Raw genomic sequence first — 18412 nt, 5'->3', positions numbered from 1 at the left:
AAAATGGCAGATTTAATATCTGCCATTTTTTTATTCTAACTTTTAAAAGGATGTATTGTCCTTTTTTATACGGCTGTTAAATCTCAAAGCTCGATTCAACCATGGTTTGCTCATTGCCCACTGAAAACTCGGTAAACTATGAACCACAACAAAGAAGAACACAGTAAATAGCGGTACCAGTAAAGTACCAAACACCACACTACCAAATACGCTCATTCCAATTTCATATCTGCTCGCAGCGCCTGCACCTGTGGCGAAAATTAAAGGAATCACACCCGCACCAAAGGCAAGAGATGTCATCAGAATCGGGCGTAAACGCAGCTTTAAAGCCTCACTTGCCGCATCGATTTTACTTTTTCCCTGTTTGAGTGCTTGAGTCGCAAACTCAACAATGAGAATTGCATTTTTACAAGATAAGCCAATACCTGTTAATAGGGCAATTTGAAAGTAAACATCGTTAGGTAACTTAAAAATCCAAGCAAAAATAATAGTGCCTGTAATACCTAGAGGAAGCCCTAATAAAATAATAAAAGGAACTTTCCAGCTTTCATATAAGGCAGCCAAGCATAAGAAAATAAACAAAATAGAAATGAGATATAAATAGATCGCTTGACGGCTTGATTGTTGCTCTTGTAAAGAAAGACCGCTCCATGCGACATCTATACCAGACTGTTTACTGACCATATCACTTAACTGTTGCATTGCCTGACCTGAGCTAAAGCCAGAACTTACATTTGCTTCAAGTTGAATGGCAGCCAGTCCCATAAATCGGGTAAGAGCTTCTGGGCCACCTGTCCATTGACTTTGCGCAAAATGGGCGAGGGAAAGCATTCCACCTGAGTTATTGCGTACATGCCAATACGCTAAGTCTTCGGGTTTAGAACGAAACTCTGAATCACCTTGCATAATGATTCTCTTAATTCGACCTCGCTCAACAAAATCGCCAACATAGTTTCCACCCCAAGCAGTCGATAGTGTTGAACGAATTGCTTGTTGGTCAATTCCTAACATTTTGGCTTTATTTTGATCGAGTTGAATAAATACTTCAGCTTTATCTTCACTCACAAGAGGACTTAGATTTTCAAAGGCTGAATAATTTCGAGATTCTTTTTCTAAGGCTTTATATTGTTTAATTAATTCATCGCGCCCTTGACCATTTACATCTCTAAGCCAAAGTTCTAAAGCATCAGATTGACCTAACCCAGATACACTTGGTGGCATTCCTACCATGACTTTAGCTGGCAAGTTTTTTTGTAAATATGCTTGGGCACGTTCACGAATAGCACTGGCCGTATTGGCTTCTCCTTTACGCTCATTCCAATGTTTAAGCGAAACAAAGGCCATACCTAAATTTGGACCGCTCCCTGAAAAGTTTTGTCCATTCACGACCAGTACGGTATTAATATTTTTGCCTTCATGTTCAAAGAAATAATTATTGACGAGTCTTCCAATTTCTTCGGTTTGGCTCATCGAGGCACTGTTATGCAAGCTATAGGGAACAGCAAGTAATCCTTGATCTTCATTTGGAATAAAGCTTGTAGGCAAACTGCGATAAATCATCAATAGAATAACCGCGATGCCCACAACCAACAGACTGGAAAATATTTTGAACTGGATTAAACGAACAGATAAAAAACTAAAAGCTGATCTGATTTTTTGAAGAGCAAGCTCAAGCAGTTGTCCCCATTTTGGTTTTTTATTATGTTTTTTTAATAGAACTGCGCACATCGCAGGTGTAATGGTCATGGCTACAAATAGCGATAACAACATGGCTGCTGCTAATGTAATAGAGAACTGACGGTAAATCATACCCGTCGAACCACTAAAAAAAGCCATTGGAATAAATACCGCAGTTAAGACCAGCGTAATACCCACCAATGCGCCGCTAATCTCTTGCATCGACATTAAACAAGCTTCACGTACACTTAGCTGTTGTTCGTGCATAAGCCGTTCAACATTTTCCACGACTACAATCGTGTCATCAACCAATAACCCAATCGCTAAAACCAAGGCAAATAGCGTAAGTGTGTTAATGCTCATCCCAAATAAATACAACACCACAAATGTGCCACTAATGACGATGGGAACCGTAATGGTTGGAATAAGAGTTGCACGCCAATTTTGTAAAAAGAGATACATCACAATAACAACAAGCACGATTGCTTCAAGCAAAGTGATCATGACCTGCTTAATTGACTCTTCAATAAATGGTGTATTGTCTCGCGGATAAACGACTTTATATCCAGCTGGTAAATGCTGGCTAAGCTGGGCCATTTTTTCTTTAATAAGAGCAGAAGTCTCGATTGCATTGGCATCTGGACTTAGAGAAATTCCTAAACCTGCCGATGGATAGCCATTAAGTGTGTTAATACTTTCATAATTTTCTGCTCCTAATTCGACTCTCGCGACATCTTTTAAATAAACAAGGCTACCGTCAACATTTGCTTTAACCACCACCGATTTAAAGTCATCTATTGTTTTTAAGCGTGAACCTGCTTTTACTTTTGCATAAATATTTTGGTCAGAAGCAGAGGGCATTGCACCAATCGAACCCGCAGCAATCTGGGTATTATAATCTTCTAGGGCTTTTTCAATATCACTCGGCACAAGTTGGTAATTTCTAAGCTGATTTGGATTTAACCAAATGCGCATGGCATAGCTTGAACCAAAAACATTCACCTCACCAATGCCTTGCAACTGACTTAAAGGTTGTTCAAAGTGATTCACCATATAATCAGACAAATCAATATTGCTGGTTTTACCTGTTTCATCATATAGCCCCACAATAAGTAGCATATCGCCCGTGGTTTTCCATATGTTTACACCTTGTCTTTGAACTTCCTCAGGTAAACGGTTTAATACACCATTAATTCGGTTTTGTACTTGGAGCTGTGCTTTATCAATATCTGTGCCAATTTTAAAATGGATATCAATGCTACTCGTTCCTGATGATTCACTATAGGACGTAAAGTAAAGCAAATTATCCAGACCTTTTATTTGTTGTTCTAAAATTTGGGTCACACTTTCTTCGACTGTGTCAGCAGCTGCACCACGATAGTTCGCAACAACCGTAACACCCGGTGGAGCAAGGTTAGGGTAACGTTCGACAGGCATGGCTAAAGTGGCAAGAAAACCAAAAATAAGAATAGTGATTGCAACGACAGAAACAAAGATAGGGTGATAGATAAAAAATCGAGAGAGCATTGTTATGTCTACTTTAAGATTGTTTTAAATAGGTTTTTAGGCACAGGAAAGTGTAATGGTAACGCGTTTTTACAGCACAAACAATAATGATTATCATTATATAACTAATAATTATTTTTATCTTGATCAGTAAAAGTCATGCGTATATGATGCTCGGCACATCATAAATGATAATAATTATCATGTGGTAATCATTATCCAGAATAAGGGCCGAGAAATGACGTTAACGAAAAAGGCGCTGGTGGTCGCCATCTCAACACTGCTTCCTTTCGCCGTTCAAGCAAATACAGATAGTGAACAGCAGGGTAATAGTGAACCAGTTCAAAAACTTAAAACTATTGTGGTTTCTGCTGCATTAAAAGAACAAGACGTAGATAAAGCACCTGCATCCATTAGTGTGATCACGAGTGAAGAGATTGAACGCAGTGCGGCGCTGAGCCTTGCTGATGTTTTACAAAAACAAGCTGGGGTTTATAACTATAACAGCGGTCAAGATAAAATCGTTATACGGGGAATGCTAAATACATCAGGTAACTACACTCTCATTCTACTTAATGGTAAACGCATGTCATCTAATGGTGCCATGTGGCGTGGTAATGACTTTGACTGGAGTGCAATTCCTTTAAATAGTATTGAACGTGTTGAGGTTATTCGAGGACCGATGTCATCTCTCTATGGAGCAGATGCTATGGGTGGTGTAATCAATATTATTACTAAAAAAGCCGAAGACGGGCAGCTTCATGGTTCGGTCTTTGGACAATATAACCGAGCTGACCGTGGGAATGGTAAAGATCAATTCCGTTACGGATTTAACTTATATGGCGGTCTAACCGACAATGTAAGTTTTACTTTGGCTGGAGATGCTTATAATCGCGATGCATGGTATCGAAATGGCAAACCAGATCCAGATGGCGCTTACTTTGTAGAAAAAGACACCAAAAACGTAAATGGTACATTAAGTTGGAATATTAATGACCAACAAACTTTAGACCTAGATTTAGGCTATAACAATGATAAGCGTCCACTTACTCAAGATGCTGCGACCTCAATTCAAGAGTCAGAAATGAAGCGTACCAATGTAGGAATTGCTCATCGCGGAAAATGGGGATGGGGGAAAACAGAAGCTTATATTGGAAAAGAAACAGCCAAAATTTATGACTACGACAGTGAATATGATGCACCACAAAGTCGTAATTATAAGCAAGAAAATTTAATTGGCCGTGCTTTCGCGAATTTTGACTGGCTCATGAATAATGCTACAGCTGGTTTTGATTATAAAGATCAAAAAATTACAGACGTTGTGAGTTATATCGGCACAGGGAAAAACCAACAAAAAAGTTACGGTGTATTTGTTCAAAACGATACCCATATTAATGATGCACTGACATTAACTTTAGGTGGCCGTTACGACGATTTTGATGACTTTGATGGCAAATCGACTGGTAAAGCCTATTTAGCTTATCAACTCGCTGAAGGTGTGGTCTTAAAGGGCGGTGTTGGTCAAGCTTATAAAGTTCCAGCTCCTGCTCAGTTAGACATTAACTACTCAATGATTTCATGTGGTGGTAGTTGCCATATTCGAGGCAATCCCGACCTAGAACCAGAAGAAAGCACCAACTATGAAGCATCTTTAATTGTAACCCGTCCAAACTGGAATGCTGGCGTTACCATTTTCCAAAACGACGTGAAGAACTTGATTGAAGCGATTACTTTAAGTGATGGTGACCCACGTTTAGTTGGTGATTTTAGAAAAATCTGGACCAATGTGAGCCGTGCAGAACTTAAAGGAGTTGAACTCACTGGTGGTTATGATTTCACGGATAATTTAGGTGTTAAGGCAAATGCCACTTACCTAGACGCAAAAAATAAAACTACAGGTAAAGACTTAACTGAACGACCAGAATGGCTGGCTAATGGTTCAATTTCTTGGGCACCCATTGAAGACTTCCGTGTCAATGCAGGTGTAAGCTACGTGGGTAAGCAAATGTACTCTGCAACTAAAGAGTTACCGGCCTATACCACTTACGATGTGACATTTACGTCACCACTTTCACCACGTTTAACATTGGACTATGGCGTAAAAAACCTGACCGATGTTGATCTGGAAGATAAAAACAAAACCTTTAACACCAAACTTTATGGCCGTAATTACTTTGTAAAAGCGACTTATAGTTTCTAAGTTAAAACCAAGTACAAAGCCTATTCGTCGGGGAATAGGCTTTGTTTTTTATTAAGCATATATCCATAATTTTCAAACCAGTATAGACAAAATAATTTTAAGAATTTCTATACTTTTCAACATTAAGGCTAATTAATCATGACGGCAACTTCAAAATCATTATTAAATGGACTACCAATAAAAAAATCGAGAATACAGGTTTTTGAAATTTTAAATCAAAATCCACAAGGCTTAAGCGCGGTGAGCATTTATGCACAAATTAAAAATGAACATAAAATTACGCTCGGAACAATTTATAGAATCTTATCTGAATTTGAAAATCGCAAGCTTATCAAAAGGGTCTTCTTAGGAAAAAGTAAAAGTATTTATAAAATCAGAAAAGATAAAATGAGCTGTAACTTAATTTGTCTTAAAACCGCAGAAGCAACTAGCTATGAACATGAAAAAGTAAAAGAACTACTGCATGAAGTCATAGATGTTATTTTTGCGAATACAGGAACTAATATCAGTAGTATTGAACTTAATCTCTATACAGAATAAAAAGTTCAGATAGAAAAAAGGACAGCCTAAACTGTCCTTTTTTATTAAATTTGTTATTTGATGACTTTAATTCGAGTAGTCGCTGGAATAATTAAAGGTGAATTCTTAGCGACATAGCTTTCAAGGGCATCAATATCTTGACCACCACCTACACGGTTTTGACCTTCTTTTAATACCGTAAAGTTGTCACCACCATCTGCCAAGAAGCTATTTACCGTCACGCGGTATACTTTACTTTCAACCAACGGTGAACCAGCAACCATGATGTTACTTGCTCGTGGTGAAACAGACGTATTTGCCGCATATTGATAAGTTAATTCTTTAGACGGCTGTAAAATTCTAGCTGAGTTTGCATTTGCACCTGACCATTGCTGTTCAATTACATCTCTAATTTGTTTGCCAGTTAAGCTCAGAGTCACAATAGAGTTACCAAAAGGTTGCACCGCAAAAACATCGCCAAAGGTGATTTGGTTACTACTGTTGATGAGTAGATCGGCACGGACACCACCTGGGTTCATTAACGTAAAGTCAGAGCCTTGGTTACTTGCTTTTAAGGCAGCCGCTTGTTGAGCATCTGCAATCATAATACCCAATGGGCTTTCACCACTTTCGACTTGAGTACGACTGACTACTGCTGTTGCAGTTCCAACCACACGGCTTGAAATGGTGGTCACCGCTTGGCGGTATTTATCTAAAATCGCTTCAATGCTTGGGGTTTTACTAAATTTTTGATAGAGATCGGTAAGGCTTACCGTGGTTGTGCCAGACGTATAGGCCTCACTTTGTACAGGAACTTGTTTAGCATCCTTCTTAATCACATCACCAGTTTTACCATCTAACTCAACCTTGATGTCAGTAATGAGCGTGCCATATTGTCCAGCTGAGGTAAGTAAGAACGGTTTTGCGGGATTTTTGGTTGCATAGTCGCAAATATAAGATTGATGCGTGTGACCTGAAACAACAATATCAACTGCTGGATTAAGCTTATCCAAAATTCCTAAAATCGGGCCGCTTAAGCCATCACATGTTTTCTCATTAAACTTCGTACTTGGCGCTGCACCTTCATGTACTACCACTACAATTGCTTCAATTCCTTGTTTTTGTAACTCAGGAATCAAGGCATTTACTGTATCGGCTTCATCACGAAACTCAACGTCTTTAATACCGGCAGCAGAAACAATACTTGGCGTTGCTTTAAGGGTTAAACCAATAAATGCAACTGGAATTCCACCATAAGTTTTGACTTTATATGCAGGAAAGATCGTTTTACTGGCATCATTTTTCATTGCTACGTTAGCAGCAAGGAAATCAAATTTTGCACCACTAAAGTTTTTATTAATTTGGCAAGGCGTAGTGCTTGTATATTGCTGACATCCACCGTTCTTTAAACGGCGTAATTCATCTGTACCACGGTCAAATTCATGGTTACCCACAGCATTAAAGTCAATTTGAATATCATTCATGACTTCAATGGTCGGTTCATCTAAAAATAAAGAAGAGGTTAGAGGAGAGGCGCTAATTAAGTCGCCCGCCGAAACTACAGCATTATTTGGATTTTCTGCTTTAAGTTTTTTAATCGCATCGGCGAAGTAACTCACTCCACCCACAGGAATACGAACAGATTGAGCAGCATCATTTGGATTTGGTGCTTCGACGTAACGCTTCGGTGGCTCAAGATTTCCGTGAAAGTCATTAAAAGCTAAAATATTTACGGTTTGATTGCTTCTTTGAACAGGTGGCGCGGTGTCATTATCATCATCGTCATTACATCCAGCCAATAACGTTACTGCCAGAGAAAGTGTTGTTACTTTAAAAAGTGTTGTTAAATTTTTCATTTTTTTATCATTTGATCAATTAAGACGGATAAAAAATACGCTTTTAGTATGAATGTTTGATGAAACCTTCAATGAGCAAATATGTTCGAAATATTAAAATTTGGACAAAAAACACAATTATCGAACAATATCTTGGCTAGGGGTGGTCTACAAACCCAAATTTTTTATTTAGAATAAATTTTTAATGACCTTATAAGATTTAATCAAGTGATTCATTTCACAAGATTAATATGAACCGGAGATAATTTATGCAATGGACTAAACCAGCTTTTACTGATTTACGCATTGGTTTTGAAGTTACTATGTACTTCGAAGCACGTTAATTCAGTTTCATCCAAATATGTCATAAGCCCTAGTCTTGTTCTAGGGCTTATCTCTTTCTAATAAGATATTAATTTTATGTATATTTATGTTTTAGGTTCAGCTGCTGGAGGCGGGTTCCCGCAGTGGAATTGTAATTGCCCGAATTGTCATGGTGTACGCACAGGTTCAATCCAAGCCAAAGCCCGTACTCAATCATCAATTGCTGTTTCTGAAAATGGAACAGACTGGGTTTTATTAAACGCATCACCTGATATCCGTCAGCAACTTTTCGAATTTAAAGCAGCTCAACCGGCGCGTAAATTACGTGATACCGGAATAACAAGCGTTATTTTAATGGACAGTCAATTAGACCATACGACTGGGCTTTTAACTTTACGTGAAGGTTGTCCAATGAATGTATGGTGTACAGAAATGGTCCACCAAGATTTAACAAGCGGCTTTCCAGTATTTAATATGCTCAAACACTGGAATGGTGGTCTTCAATATCATGAGATTAACCCTAAACAAGCTTTTAAAATTGATGGTTTCGAAAATTTAGAATTTTTACCTTTAATTATTAAAAGTGCTGCGCCACCATATTCACCGCATCGAAATAACCCACATGACGGCGATAATATTGCTTTAATTATCAAAGATCATAAGACACAAAAGCAGTTATTCTATGCGCCGGGTCTTGGGAAAATTGATGATCAAATCATGCAGATTATGCAGAGTTCAGACTGCGTCATGATTGATGGTACGCTTTGGACAGACGATGAAATGCAACAAACAGGGGTTGGAACTAAAACTGGCCGTGAAATGGGGCATTTATATATTAGTGGCGAAGGTGGTTCACTGTCTTATTTAAATCAGCTGAGTACACCTAAAAAAGTGCTGATTCATATTAACAATACCAATCCAATTTTAAATGAAAACTCTAGCCAGTTTGCTGAGCTTAAAGCAAATGGTGTAGAAGTTGCCTATGACGGCATGCAGATTGAACTCTAAGGTGAAACATGACTCAAACACCTGAAGCTTTAACAACAGAACAATTTAAACAAGCCATTATCGATAAAGGCCAGTATTATCATATCTATCATCCATTTCATGTGATGATGTATGAAGGTAAAGCCACTCAACAGCAAATTCAGGCTTGGGTTGCAAACCGATATTACTATCAAATTAATATTCCGCTTAAAGATGCGGCGATTATGGCAAATTGCCCAGATCAGCGAGTTCGTCAAGAATGGATTCAACGTATGATCGACCAAGATGGTGAATATCCTGATGGTGGTGGTCGAGAAGCATGGTTACGCTTAGCCGAAGCTGTGGGCTTGAGTCGTGAACAAGTTATTTCTGAAGAACTGGTATTACCGGGTGTTCGCTTTGCAGTAGATGCCTATGTGAACTTTGCACGCCGTGCTTCATGGCGTGAAGCAGCAAGCAGCTCTTTAACTGAACTTTTTGCCCCACAAATTCATCAGTCACGACTTGATTCATGGCCACAACACTATCCATGGATTGATGATAAAGGCTATGAATATTTCCGTTCTCGTTTAAGTCAGGCACGCCGTGATGTTGAACATGGTTTAACAATTACGCTTGATTCATTTACGACTCATGAACAACAAGAACGAATGCTTGAAATATTGCAGTTTAAACTAGATATTTTATGGAGCATTCTAGATGCTTTAACACTTGCACATGTTCACAATGAAGCACCATATCACACTGTGACGAGCAAACGAGTTTGGCACAAAGGACTATTTAAATGAATAAAGAGCAGTTTGATTTAAACCTTGTTCCGACATGGCGACAAGGTTACCGTTTTCAGTTCGAGCCAGCTCAAAATGGTTTTGTGATTTTATACCCTGAAGGCATGATCAAGTTAAATGAAAGTGCAGGGGCAATCGGGCAATATATTGATGGGCAGCAAAATGTTTCTGCAATTATTGCTCAGTTAAAGCAAAAATTTGGTGATATTGCTGAGATTGATCAAGATGTAGTGGATTACATGCTGGTCGCAAAGCAGCAACACTGGATTGATTTAGTATGACAGAAGGTGTTGGCCTACCTTTATGGTTATTAGCGGAACTCACTTATCGTTGTCCGCTACAATGCCCATATTGCTCAAACCCCTTGGACTACGCTCAGCATAAAAATGAGTTAACTACTCAAGAGTGGTTTGATATTTTTGATCAGGCACGTCAGATGGGTGCTGTTCAACTCGGTTTTTCGGGTGGTGAACCACTGGTACGTCAAGATTTAGAACAACTCGTTGCACATGCTCATCAACAAGGGTTTTATACCAACTTAATTACCTCAGGTATGGGCCTTACCGAACAACGTATTGCCGATCTAAAGCAAGCGGGTTTAGACCACATTCAAGTGAGCTTCCAAGCGAGTGATCCTGTTGTAAATGATGCCTTGGCAGGTTCAAAGCATGCTTTTGAACAAAAGTATGAAATGTGCCGACTGGTTAAGAAATACGATTATCCAATGGTACTTAATTTTGTTATTCATCGACATAACATTGACCAAATTGAACAAATCATTGAACTTTGCCTTGAGCTTAATGCCGATACAGTCGAGCTAGCAATTTGTCAGTTTTATGGTTGGGCTTTTTTAAACCGCCAAGGTTTATTACCCACACAAGAGCAACTGACACGTGCAGAACGGATTACCAATGAATATCGACAAAAATTAAAAGCGCAAAATCATCCTTGCAAACTTATTTTTGTAGTGCCTGATTATTATGAAGAGCGACCGAAAGCCTGTATGAATGGCTGGGGTAAAATCTTCTTTACAGTTGCTCCAGATGGTATGGCGCTACCTTGCCACGCAGCACGACAATTGCCAATTTCATTTCCAAACGTCCGCGAACATAAATTGTCAGATATCTGGTACAAATCAACTGGATTTAATCATTTCCGTGGTGATGCATGGATGCCAGAAGGGTGCCGTAGTTGCCCAGATAAAGAACGTGACTTTGGCGGATGTCGTTGTCAGGCCTATATGTTGACTGGAGATGCAGCTAATGCCGATCCTGTATGTGGAAAATCGCCATATCATCAAATGATTGAACAAGCACGTACAGAAAGTCAGTTGGCTGCACCACTGCAAAGTTTAGTATTCCGTAATAGTAGAAACTCTAAATCTTTCAGTGCCACACAAAATATTCCAGTTCACACAATTACAGACATATAGCAAGTAATAGGAATGCTCATGAAGCCTAGCCTTATTCCAGTTTTTGATGGGCATAATGATGCTTTAACACGCTTATGGCTAAGTGATCATCCAGATCCTCTACATGCTTTTATTCATGAACGCTTAGCGGGTCATCTTGATCTAAAACGCTGTCAACAAGCTGGTTTTATAGGAGGAATGTTTGCGATTTTTTTACCTCCATACAGCTATGTGCAACAGCATCATCCCAATAAGCTATTTGATCAAAATGCTTCTGATTTTACCCAACAGCAAATTGAACAAATTTGCTTGGAACAACTCGATTTAGCTCATCAACTTGCTCAGCGCTCTAAAAATATTAAAATTTGCACATCAGTTCAAAATATTCAGGATTGTTTAGCAGAGCAAAAGCTAGCAATTGTGTTGCATATGGAAGGTGCAGAAGCTCTACAACAAAATCCTGATTTACTCGATGTGTTTTATGAAAGAGGCTTGCGTAGTATTGGCCCTCTCTGGAATAGACCGAGCCGCTTTGGACATGGTTTAAATGCTAAGTTTCCACATTCGCCCGACACAGGAGCGGGTCTTACCAGCGATGGCAAAGACTTTATAAAACGCTGTGCCGATAAAAAGATGGTGATTGATGTTTCACACATGAATGAACAAGCTTTTTGGAATACGGTAGATATATTGCAGCAGCCAATTGTAGCAACGCACTCAAATGCGCATGCTTTATGTGCTCAAGCACGTAACTTAACTGACAAGCAGCTTAAAGCAATCCGAGAAAGTAAAGGTATGGTAGGCGTAAATTTTGATGTCGCGTTTTTACGGTCAGATGGACAGCGCAATGCTGATACACCCATCAATGTAATTTTAGAACATTTAGAATATTTAATGGATCATTTAGGCGAGGAACATGTGGGCTTTGGCTCTGATTTTGACGGTGCACTTATTGGTACTGAACTTGAAGATGTGACAGGGCTACATTGCTTAATTGAGCGTATGCAACAGCGTGGTTATTCTAAAACACTGATTGAAAATATATGTCTTAATAATTGGGTGAGGGTGTTTGATAGAATTTTGGGTTAATAATGAATGACTAAACAGAGTTAATCTACAGAATCATAACAGTTTTTTTATTGGCCGAAATGACTAAAAAAAATACAAATAGTTTAATTGTCAACCATTCGGTATATTCACTACACTCAACCTTACTGAATGTAAGAACATTTAGTATTTCAGGTCTTTTGTGGTTTTCACATTACCCATTTCTTTATGAGAAGTAGAAATGGGTTTTTTCTTATCTGAAACAAATAAACGTGATATCCATCACAAGAACTACTAATTATTGGTATAACCACTCAACTTCATCTTGACTAAAACTTCAGCATTAAATACATTTGTAGTGTATTCAAAGATAATAAGATTGCTTAAAGCAATTCATAATACTGCTTAATCCTGAAATACAGTAAAAAGCCTATTCAAAATATAGAATAGGCTTTTTGCTTTGTATCAAAATTTATTTTTAACTATTACACTATTCAATTAACATAAAAATTAAATACCTTACAAAAGCGGAGCAAATGAAAGCCGTTAAATAACAAATTATGTGCTATTAATTAAAGCTGATTTTTCAAAAGTTACTCCATCAATCGAAGAGGTGCAAAATGTTAAAGTCAATTTTAGTGATAGGAACAGGTATTGCGATTGGGATGTGTGTCTACAAGAAGAAGCAAAAGAACAGTAAGAGTTTTAACACAGATCACGATAGCGACTCAGTGACCAGTAAAGACAGGGTCCAAAATCAAGATGACGGCTCAATTGATAACGCTGTACAAGTTTAAAATTAAATAAAAAAGGGTTCAAATAATGAACCCTTTAATTTTATTAAAACTTATAATTATTTTAAATAGATTAACTTAAAGATAATAATTAAATTAATAATTACTCAACTATTCATTTAATTATTACAAGAGTATGATTAAAACAAAAAAAACACTTTCATTATTAAAATTTACATATTGTATCAGTGGAGTATTTATTATTAGCGATGCGGATAATAAAAAAGGAGACTAGAATGTCAAAGCGCCATATTTTAAAAGAAGTAAATGCCAAAAGTATGTGTGGTATGGAAATTGTAGTTGAACAAATTTATGAAAATATTTATGAAAAAAACTTTGTCCAAGCTGAGCAAGAGCAAAGCTGGTTGCCACTTTCTAAAATTGTGATTTCGGATAAAGTCATTAATTTAAATCCAGATAACAGTTTTGCTCATCCAAGAACAGGTAAGGTTTTTAAAGTCTTGAATTCTTAATAAGTTTGAGTTCACCAGCTCAATTACACATTATAAATTATTGAGGTGATTCCTACAGAAGTGTCACCTCAATGTCTTTCAGTAAGAGCTAATTTTTCCCATTAATGCTTTAATTAATAGAAATTGCATTTCATGACTCGTGATTAACTCAAAAATAGGGTAATTTGTTTATAAAGTTTTTAAGTAAACACTGATTTTTTATGATAATTGAGATAGAAACACATCCACTAGAACCCTTTTTACCTGAAAATGCGCGTTTACTCATGTTGGGTAGCTTTCCACCACCGCGTAATAAATGGAAGATGGATTTTTACTATCCAAATTTCCAAAATGATATGTGGCGAATTTTTGGTTTAATTTTTTTCCAAGACAAAACTTACTTTTTAAGTGAAAACCAAAAAAATTTTAATGAAGAACTTATCCGAAATTTCTTAATTGAAACAGGTATTGCAATCTTTGATACGGCTTATCAAATTAAGCGGTTGAAGGGGAATGCCGCAGATAAATTTCTTGAAATCGTAACGCCAACAGATCTTACGGTTTTGCTTCAGCAGATTCCTCTATGTCAGACCATCATGACCACAGGCGATAAAGCAACTGATACCTTAATTTCAGTTTTACCCGAGAACACAGAAAAACCACTTATAGGGACATCTACATCGACTTACTTTGCAGGAAGAGATATTCATTTATATCGTTTACCATCTTCGTCTCGAGCGTATCCATTGGCGCTAGAAAAAAAAGCTGAGGCTTATCAAAAATTCTTTAAAGAGATTGGGATTTTATAAATCAAGTTGAAGTCTTCTTACATCATCCATTCAACGGGCAAATATGAAACGGCTTTAATCATTGTACGTTGGAAAAGACTCGTATCTGGGTCTTTTTCATATTCAACAACTTGTCCATTTGACTGATAATCTAACCAAATTATTTTACCTTCACTGTTTAACTTAAGCTGATAAGCGACTTGAGGTAAATGCTGATCGAGCATGACCGAAATTTGAGCTTGTAATTGACTTGACTCAATAACAAGACCAACCTCAGTATTTAAGTAAGTCGAACGTGGATCAAAGTTAAAAGAACCAATAAATACTTTACCGTCCACATCAAAAAATTTGGCATGCAAGCTCGATTTATTTTTACCTTTTGCTGGAATCACACTTCCAGTTACCACTTCATACCATGTTCTACGTCTGCGTTCTAAAAATGGCTTAAACTCAAATAGCTCCACACCGCTTTTCAGCATTTCGACCCGATATTGACTATAAAAAGCATGCACAATTGCCACATCATTTGCAGCAAAAGAGTTAGTTAAAACCCTGACTTTAACACCTTGAACTTTTAACTGTTTTAAATAGTAAGCACCTTGTTGTGTAGGAACAAAATAAGCTGAAGCCAATTCGATGTGCTGCTTTGGTTCACCCATAATGGCCATAACTTGCCCATAAAGCATTTCTTCTTTAGAAGCTATTCCTAAGATCTTTTTCGGTGAATCTGCAACAAAATATGCTTTTGACCATTGAATTGGATAGTGCTCTAGAAGTTCTTTTAAATAAGTTTGAGCATCATAAAGTTTATCTTCGGTTTGAGTATGATTTTCGCTTTCATGAAGTAAATCATGATAATGCTGTCGTAAAGATTGCAAGTGGTGGACAGCGCAAGTCCCGATCAGCTTGGTCGCATCTTGGCTTAACTCACTTTGCCAGAAATCATTAAAAACTGCTTGGGCATGCTGTACTGTATGCCCATAAAATAGGATATCTAGATCTGTAAACTGGAACTTACTACTTGCATCAAAGTACTCACTACTGATGTTACGACCGCCTGTTACCGCAATCACGCCATCTGCAATAATTAATTTATTATGCATGCGATGGTTTACTTTCTTAAACCGGAAAATATAGTCCAAGATTCTTACATATCTAAATTTGTATGGATTAAATAAACGAATTTCAAAGTTAGGATGGTGTAGAAGGCTTCTTAGAACACCATCAAGTTTTACCCCATTTTGATCGTCAATGAGTAAGCGAACTTTTACACCACGATCTGCCGCCGTTAATAACTCGTGCAGCATTAAGTTTCCAACAAAATCATTTGTCCAAATATAGTATTGTAAATCGATTTTTTCTTTTGCATTTCTAATTAGATACATACGAGAAGCGATACTGATAAAAGCATCATCTAGTGCAACAAAAGCAGTTAATCCTTGTTTAGTTTTTTCTGTAGCTTGTTCATCATTCAACCAATTAAAGCTATTTGTCACTGTATCATTCTCATCAGGGTCGTATGTATCGTTATACGAAGGTGTATGTGTAAAGCCCCAGGCATTTAATGCCATATTACTGTACTGCTGATAGAACTGATTAATCATGTAAGCTTTTAAATTCGCATCCAAGATAAGTACATCACAGCATTTTTATATTCAATTTATATGTCAAAATTCATATTAAACGGTATAAATGCATTCTGCCAAGCCTCAACTCTAGCAATTCCTTATATTTATAGGCACTTCTAAGAGAGCCTATCCATTTAAACATATAAAGTTAAATTTAACCTTTTTAAGGCTAGTGCTATATTCAATATTATTTTCTAAGGATGCTCGAGATGAGTCATGTAGGTTCTTGTCTATGCAGTGAAGTCAAATTTTCTATCACTAACGAAATCAAGACTGTGTACCATTGCCACTGTAGTCTCTGTCGTAAACAAACTGGAACAGGAGCGAATGCAGCAACTTTAGTGAGTAAGGATAAATTTGAATGGCTCTCAGGTTTTGAGCTGATCCATACTTATAAAAAAGAAACAGGCTTCACATCTTCATTTTGTAGTAAATGTGGATCGCCTGTACCTAATTTGGTAGGAACTACTCATTTTATGTGGATTCCATTAGGTCTATTAGAAAAAGACATTCAGGTTCTAAAGAAGCTTAATTTTTGTATAGTTTCAAAGACAAACTGGGCAAATACCATAATTGCAGATCAATCATATAATCAGCTTCCAACTTTAGATGAGCTAAAAATATTTTTTGATTAGAATAAATTTTTATCTAAAAATGAGACTCATTTTGCATTAATTTTAATTTTTTCGGATGGCTATGCTTGCAGGTTTCACAAAAACACACTAATTACAATTGGCAGCACAACAATTACATTAGAAAACATGATATCTATCATACTTCCTTAAAGGGCTGAGTGAGTAGCCTGACAATAAAAGGGAGAAAATAAAATGCCACAATATTTAATCATTGCTGAGAATGTGTATAAAAAAATTGAGGACAAAAATTTATTTTCTGAAAGCTCAGCAGAGAACTTAAATCAGTTGGTTAGCGTAATCCGCAAAGAAATTAAAGGAACCAAGTTTAAACTTAAATATAATTTTATAGATTTTGAAGAGTGCTTAACCAAGCCATTAGAAGAGTGTGCAATTAAGTTGGATATGAGCCTTATGCCCAACCATAAAAATAAAGATGAATATATACTTTGGCTCGCGGGTTTTATTGAAAGAATTACAACGGGAGGAGAGACCAAGCTTCCACCAATCTCGAAATTTATTCCTCCAGACTTTAAGTTTAACTATGACGAACCTCCTAAAGTGTCATCATCGACAAGTGATGATGGGGAGATGATTATTAATTATTTCAAATCAGATGCCTTTACTAAAATTATAAAAGAAGAAAAATAAGTTCAAAAATATAGAAGTGATCGTCCACTACACTTCTATATGTCGCTGTAAATTCAGCAACCGCCTTCTGGGGCGGTTTTTTAATTTAGCTCTCCTTATTCTTATAAAATATATTGTTATAACTTTTCACAAAAGTTTGCATAACGCACAGAATCAGCTCCATTGGCCTAAAAACAGATACAACCTTGAATGTTAATTTTTAATTTACTTAATTATCTTTTGGAGATACCAATGTTCAAAGCTCTGTTTTTCTTTAGTGCTGGTGCTGTTTTCGGTTATTGCTGTAAACACAAAGAGGATAAAGCTAAAAAGGAAAATTCTTCTAAATAAGCTAAATATATTCTTAAAAAACTTACTGCTTAGTCAGTTTTTTATAAGGAGGTGTCTATGCTCCACAACCTTAGAAAAATTTTCTGTATGCATGTCTGGGAATATGATTTTGATATAACTCACGACGAAATTAAAGAGTGTAGAAAATGTGGGAAAGTTCATAGAGTGAAGAACTTCCGCAAACTTACTTAAGATTTAAAGAAGTGCTTTTCCTCTTAAGTAAATATTAAAAATTAAATAGGCTTAATAGTTTAAATATATTGAGCCTATTTAATATAATTTTTAAAGCCGAGTATTTTAGTCAATATTAATACCTACTAATTTAATCAGAATAAAAAAGCAAAAATAAATCACACTTTTAAACAATATGTTGTTATTATCGCCACAACTGATCAATTAAAATTAAAAATGCAGAAACAATTTAATAAAAATTAAAAACTTATTTTTATAACTTTGAAATTATACTTATATTTTATAAATAATTAAAAAGGAGATAGAAATGCCAAAATACTTACTATTAGCAGAAAAAATTAATAAAAATATTAAATATAAATACTCTAACAATCATTTTAAAAACTTAAATACTCTCATCATAGAAATCAAAAAAGCCATTGCAGGGACAGAGTTAAAATTTTTATATAACTTTGTGAATTTCGAGGGTGCAGTTGTTAGCTTTAAAAATGAACTATCTATTACATTAGATAGGAGTTTGATTCCAAAGCATAAAAGTGAAGATGACTTTGTTTTATGGTTAGCAGATTTTATTGATCGTATTACTATAGATACAAGCAAAGGAATTGACTAAAGGTAGTTAGCTTAGGCAAACCATCAGGGATAAAATAT

17 protein-coding genes are annotated in these 18412 nt (G+C 36.6%); 14 read left to right on the top strand and 3 right to left on the bottom strand.

Annotated elements, in window-relative coordinates; translation table 11 throughout:
- Positions 1-42: 42 nt before the first annotated feature.
- Positions 43-3204: a multidrug efflux RND transporter permease subunit gene (locus tag MJX77_RS15095; RefSeq protein ID WP_252059534.1), complete on the bottom strand. Its 3162-nt coding sequence runs from the start codon at positions 3202-3204 to the stop codon at positions 43-45.
- A 217-nt stretch (positions 3205-3421) separates the two neighbouring features.
- Between MJX77_RS15095 and MJX77_RS15090 the strand changes: the two genes are divergently transcribed.
- Both MJX77_RS15090 and MJX77_RS15085 read left to right on the top strand, forming a co-directional pair.
- Complete coding sequence (locus MJX77_RS15090) at positions 3422-5383, top strand: TonB-dependent receptor plug domain-containing protein (RefSeq protein ID WP_252059533.1); 1962 nt, start codon at positions 3422-3424, stop codon at positions 5381-5383.
- Between the two features lie 138 nt (positions 5384-5521).
- A complete protein-coding gene (locus MJX77_RS15085) occupies positions 5522-5923 on the top strand; it encodes a transcriptional repressor (protein ID WP_005305185.1) in 402 nt (133 codons plus the stop codon).
- 53 nt (positions 5924-5976) lie between these two features.
- Here the strand turns inward: MJX77_RS15085 and MJX77_RS15080 are convergent, their stop codons facing one another.
- Complete coding sequence (locus tag MJX77_RS15080; protein WP_192454331.1) at positions 5977-7758, bottom strand: bifunctional metallophosphatase/5'-nucleotidase; 1782 nt, start codon at positions 7756-7758, stop codon at positions 5977-5979.
- Positions 7759-8006: 248 nt separating this feature from the next.
- Here MJX77_RS15080 and pqqA point away from each other — a divergent pair, with 248 nt between their 5' ends.
- The 9 genes from pqqA (at position 8007) to MJX77_RS15035 (ending at position 14349) form a co-directional block, all read left to right on the top strand.
- On the top strand, positions 8007-8081 hold the full coding sequence (pqqA, locus tag MJX77_RS15075) for a pyrroloquinoline quinone precursor peptide PqqA (RefSeq protein WP_001982218.1): 75 nt from the start codon (positions 8007-8009) through the stop codon (positions 8079-8081).
- A gap of 76 nt (positions 8082-8157) precedes the next feature.
- The gene (gene pqqB / locus MJX77_RS15070; RefSeq protein ID WP_252059532.1) at positions 8158-9069 is read left to right on the top strand and encodes a pyrroloquinoline quinone biosynthesis protein PqqB; all 912 of its coding nucleotides are present in this window, start codon (positions 8158-8160) and stop codon (positions 9067-9069) included.
- Positions 9070-9077: 8 nt separating this feature from the next.
- Positions 9078-9836: a pyrroloquinoline-quinone synthase PqqC gene (pqqC, locus tag MJX77_RS15065; protein WP_032006186.1), complete on the top strand. Its 759-nt coding sequence runs from the start codon at positions 9078-9080 to the stop codon at positions 9834-9836.
- The gene (pqqD, locus tag MJX77_RS15060) at positions 9833-10117 is read left to right on the top strand and encodes a pyrroloquinoline quinone biosynthesis peptide chaperone PqqD (RefSeq protein ID WP_004792407.1); all 285 of its coding nucleotides are present in this window, start codon (positions 9833-9835) and stop codon (positions 10115-10117) included. Before pqqC ends, pqqD begins: the two co-directional genes overlap by 4 nt.
- Positions 10114-11268 (top strand): pyrroloquinoline quinone biosynthesis protein PqqE, encoded by a 1155-nt coding sequence (gene pqqE / locus MJX77_RS15055; RefSeq protein ID WP_252059531.1) that lies wholly within the window; start codon positions 10114-10116, stop codon positions 11266-11268. The genes pqqD and pqqE overlap by 4 nt, the downstream gene beginning before the upstream one ends.
- An 18-nt stretch (positions 11269-11286) precedes the next feature.
- Complete coding sequence (locus MJX77_RS15050; RefSeq protein ID WP_252059530.1) at positions 11287-12336, top strand: dipeptidase; 1050 nt, start codon at positions 11287-11289, stop codon at positions 12334-12336.
- Between the two features lie 578 nt (positions 12337-12914).
- A complete protein-coding gene (locus MJX77_RS15045) occupies positions 12915-13091 on the top strand; it encodes a hypothetical protein (protein WP_004792403.1) in 177 nt (58 codons plus the stop codon).
- A gap of 233 nt (positions 13092-13324) precedes the next feature.
- Positions 13325-13561: a hypothetical protein gene (locus tag MJX77_RS15040; protein WP_252059529.1), complete on the top strand. Its 237-nt coding sequence runs from the start codon at positions 13325-13327 to the stop codon at positions 13559-13561.
- Positions 13562-13761: 200 nt separating this feature from the next.
- Positions 13762-14349 carry a uracil-DNA glycosylase family protein gene (locus MJX77_RS15035; protein ID WP_252059528.1) on the top strand — a complete coding sequence of 196 codons (588 nt, stop codon included), beginning with the start codon at positions 13762-13764 and terminating at the stop codon, positions 14347-14349.
- Between the two features lie 17 nt (positions 14350-14366).
- On the opposite strand, the gene MJX77_RS15030 is transcribed toward MJX77_RS15035, so the two are convergent.
- Positions 14367-15956 (bottom strand): phospholipase D family protein, encoded by a 1590-nt coding sequence (locus MJX77_RS15030; protein ID WP_252059527.1) that lies wholly within the window; start codon positions 15954-15956, stop codon positions 14367-14369.
- 200 nt (positions 15957-16156) lie between these two features.
- Between MJX77_RS15030 and MJX77_RS15025 the strand changes: the two genes are divergently transcribed.
- The 3 genes from MJX77_RS15025 (at position 16157) to MJX77_RS15015 (ending at position 18374) form a co-directional block, all read left to right on the top strand.
- Positions 16157-16591: a GFA family protein gene (locus MJX77_RS15025; protein ID WP_252059526.1), complete on the top strand. Its 435-nt coding sequence runs from the start codon at positions 16157-16159 to the stop codon at positions 16589-16591.
- Positions 16592-16783: 192 nt separating this feature from the next.
- On the top strand, positions 16784-17239 hold the full coding sequence (locus MJX77_RS15020) for a hypothetical protein (protein WP_252059525.1): 456 nt from the start codon (positions 16784-16786) through the stop codon (positions 17237-17239).
- A gap of 829 nt (positions 17240-18068) precedes the next feature.
- A complete protein-coding gene (locus MJX77_RS15015) occupies positions 18069-18374 on the top strand; it encodes a hypothetical protein (RefSeq protein ID WP_252059524.1) in 306 nt (101 codons plus the stop codon).
- Positions 18375-18412 lie beyond the last annotated feature (38 nt).

Source organism: Acinetobacter sp. AHP123, assembly GCF_023757925.1.
In the GTDB taxonomy this organism is placed as follows: Bacteria; Pseudomonadota; Gammaproteobacteria; order Pseudomonadales; family Moraxellaceae; genus Acinetobacter; species Acinetobacter oleivorans.
The sequence above is the reverse complement of the archived record's forward strand: the minus strand, read 5'-3'. Positions and strand labels throughout refer to the sequence as shown.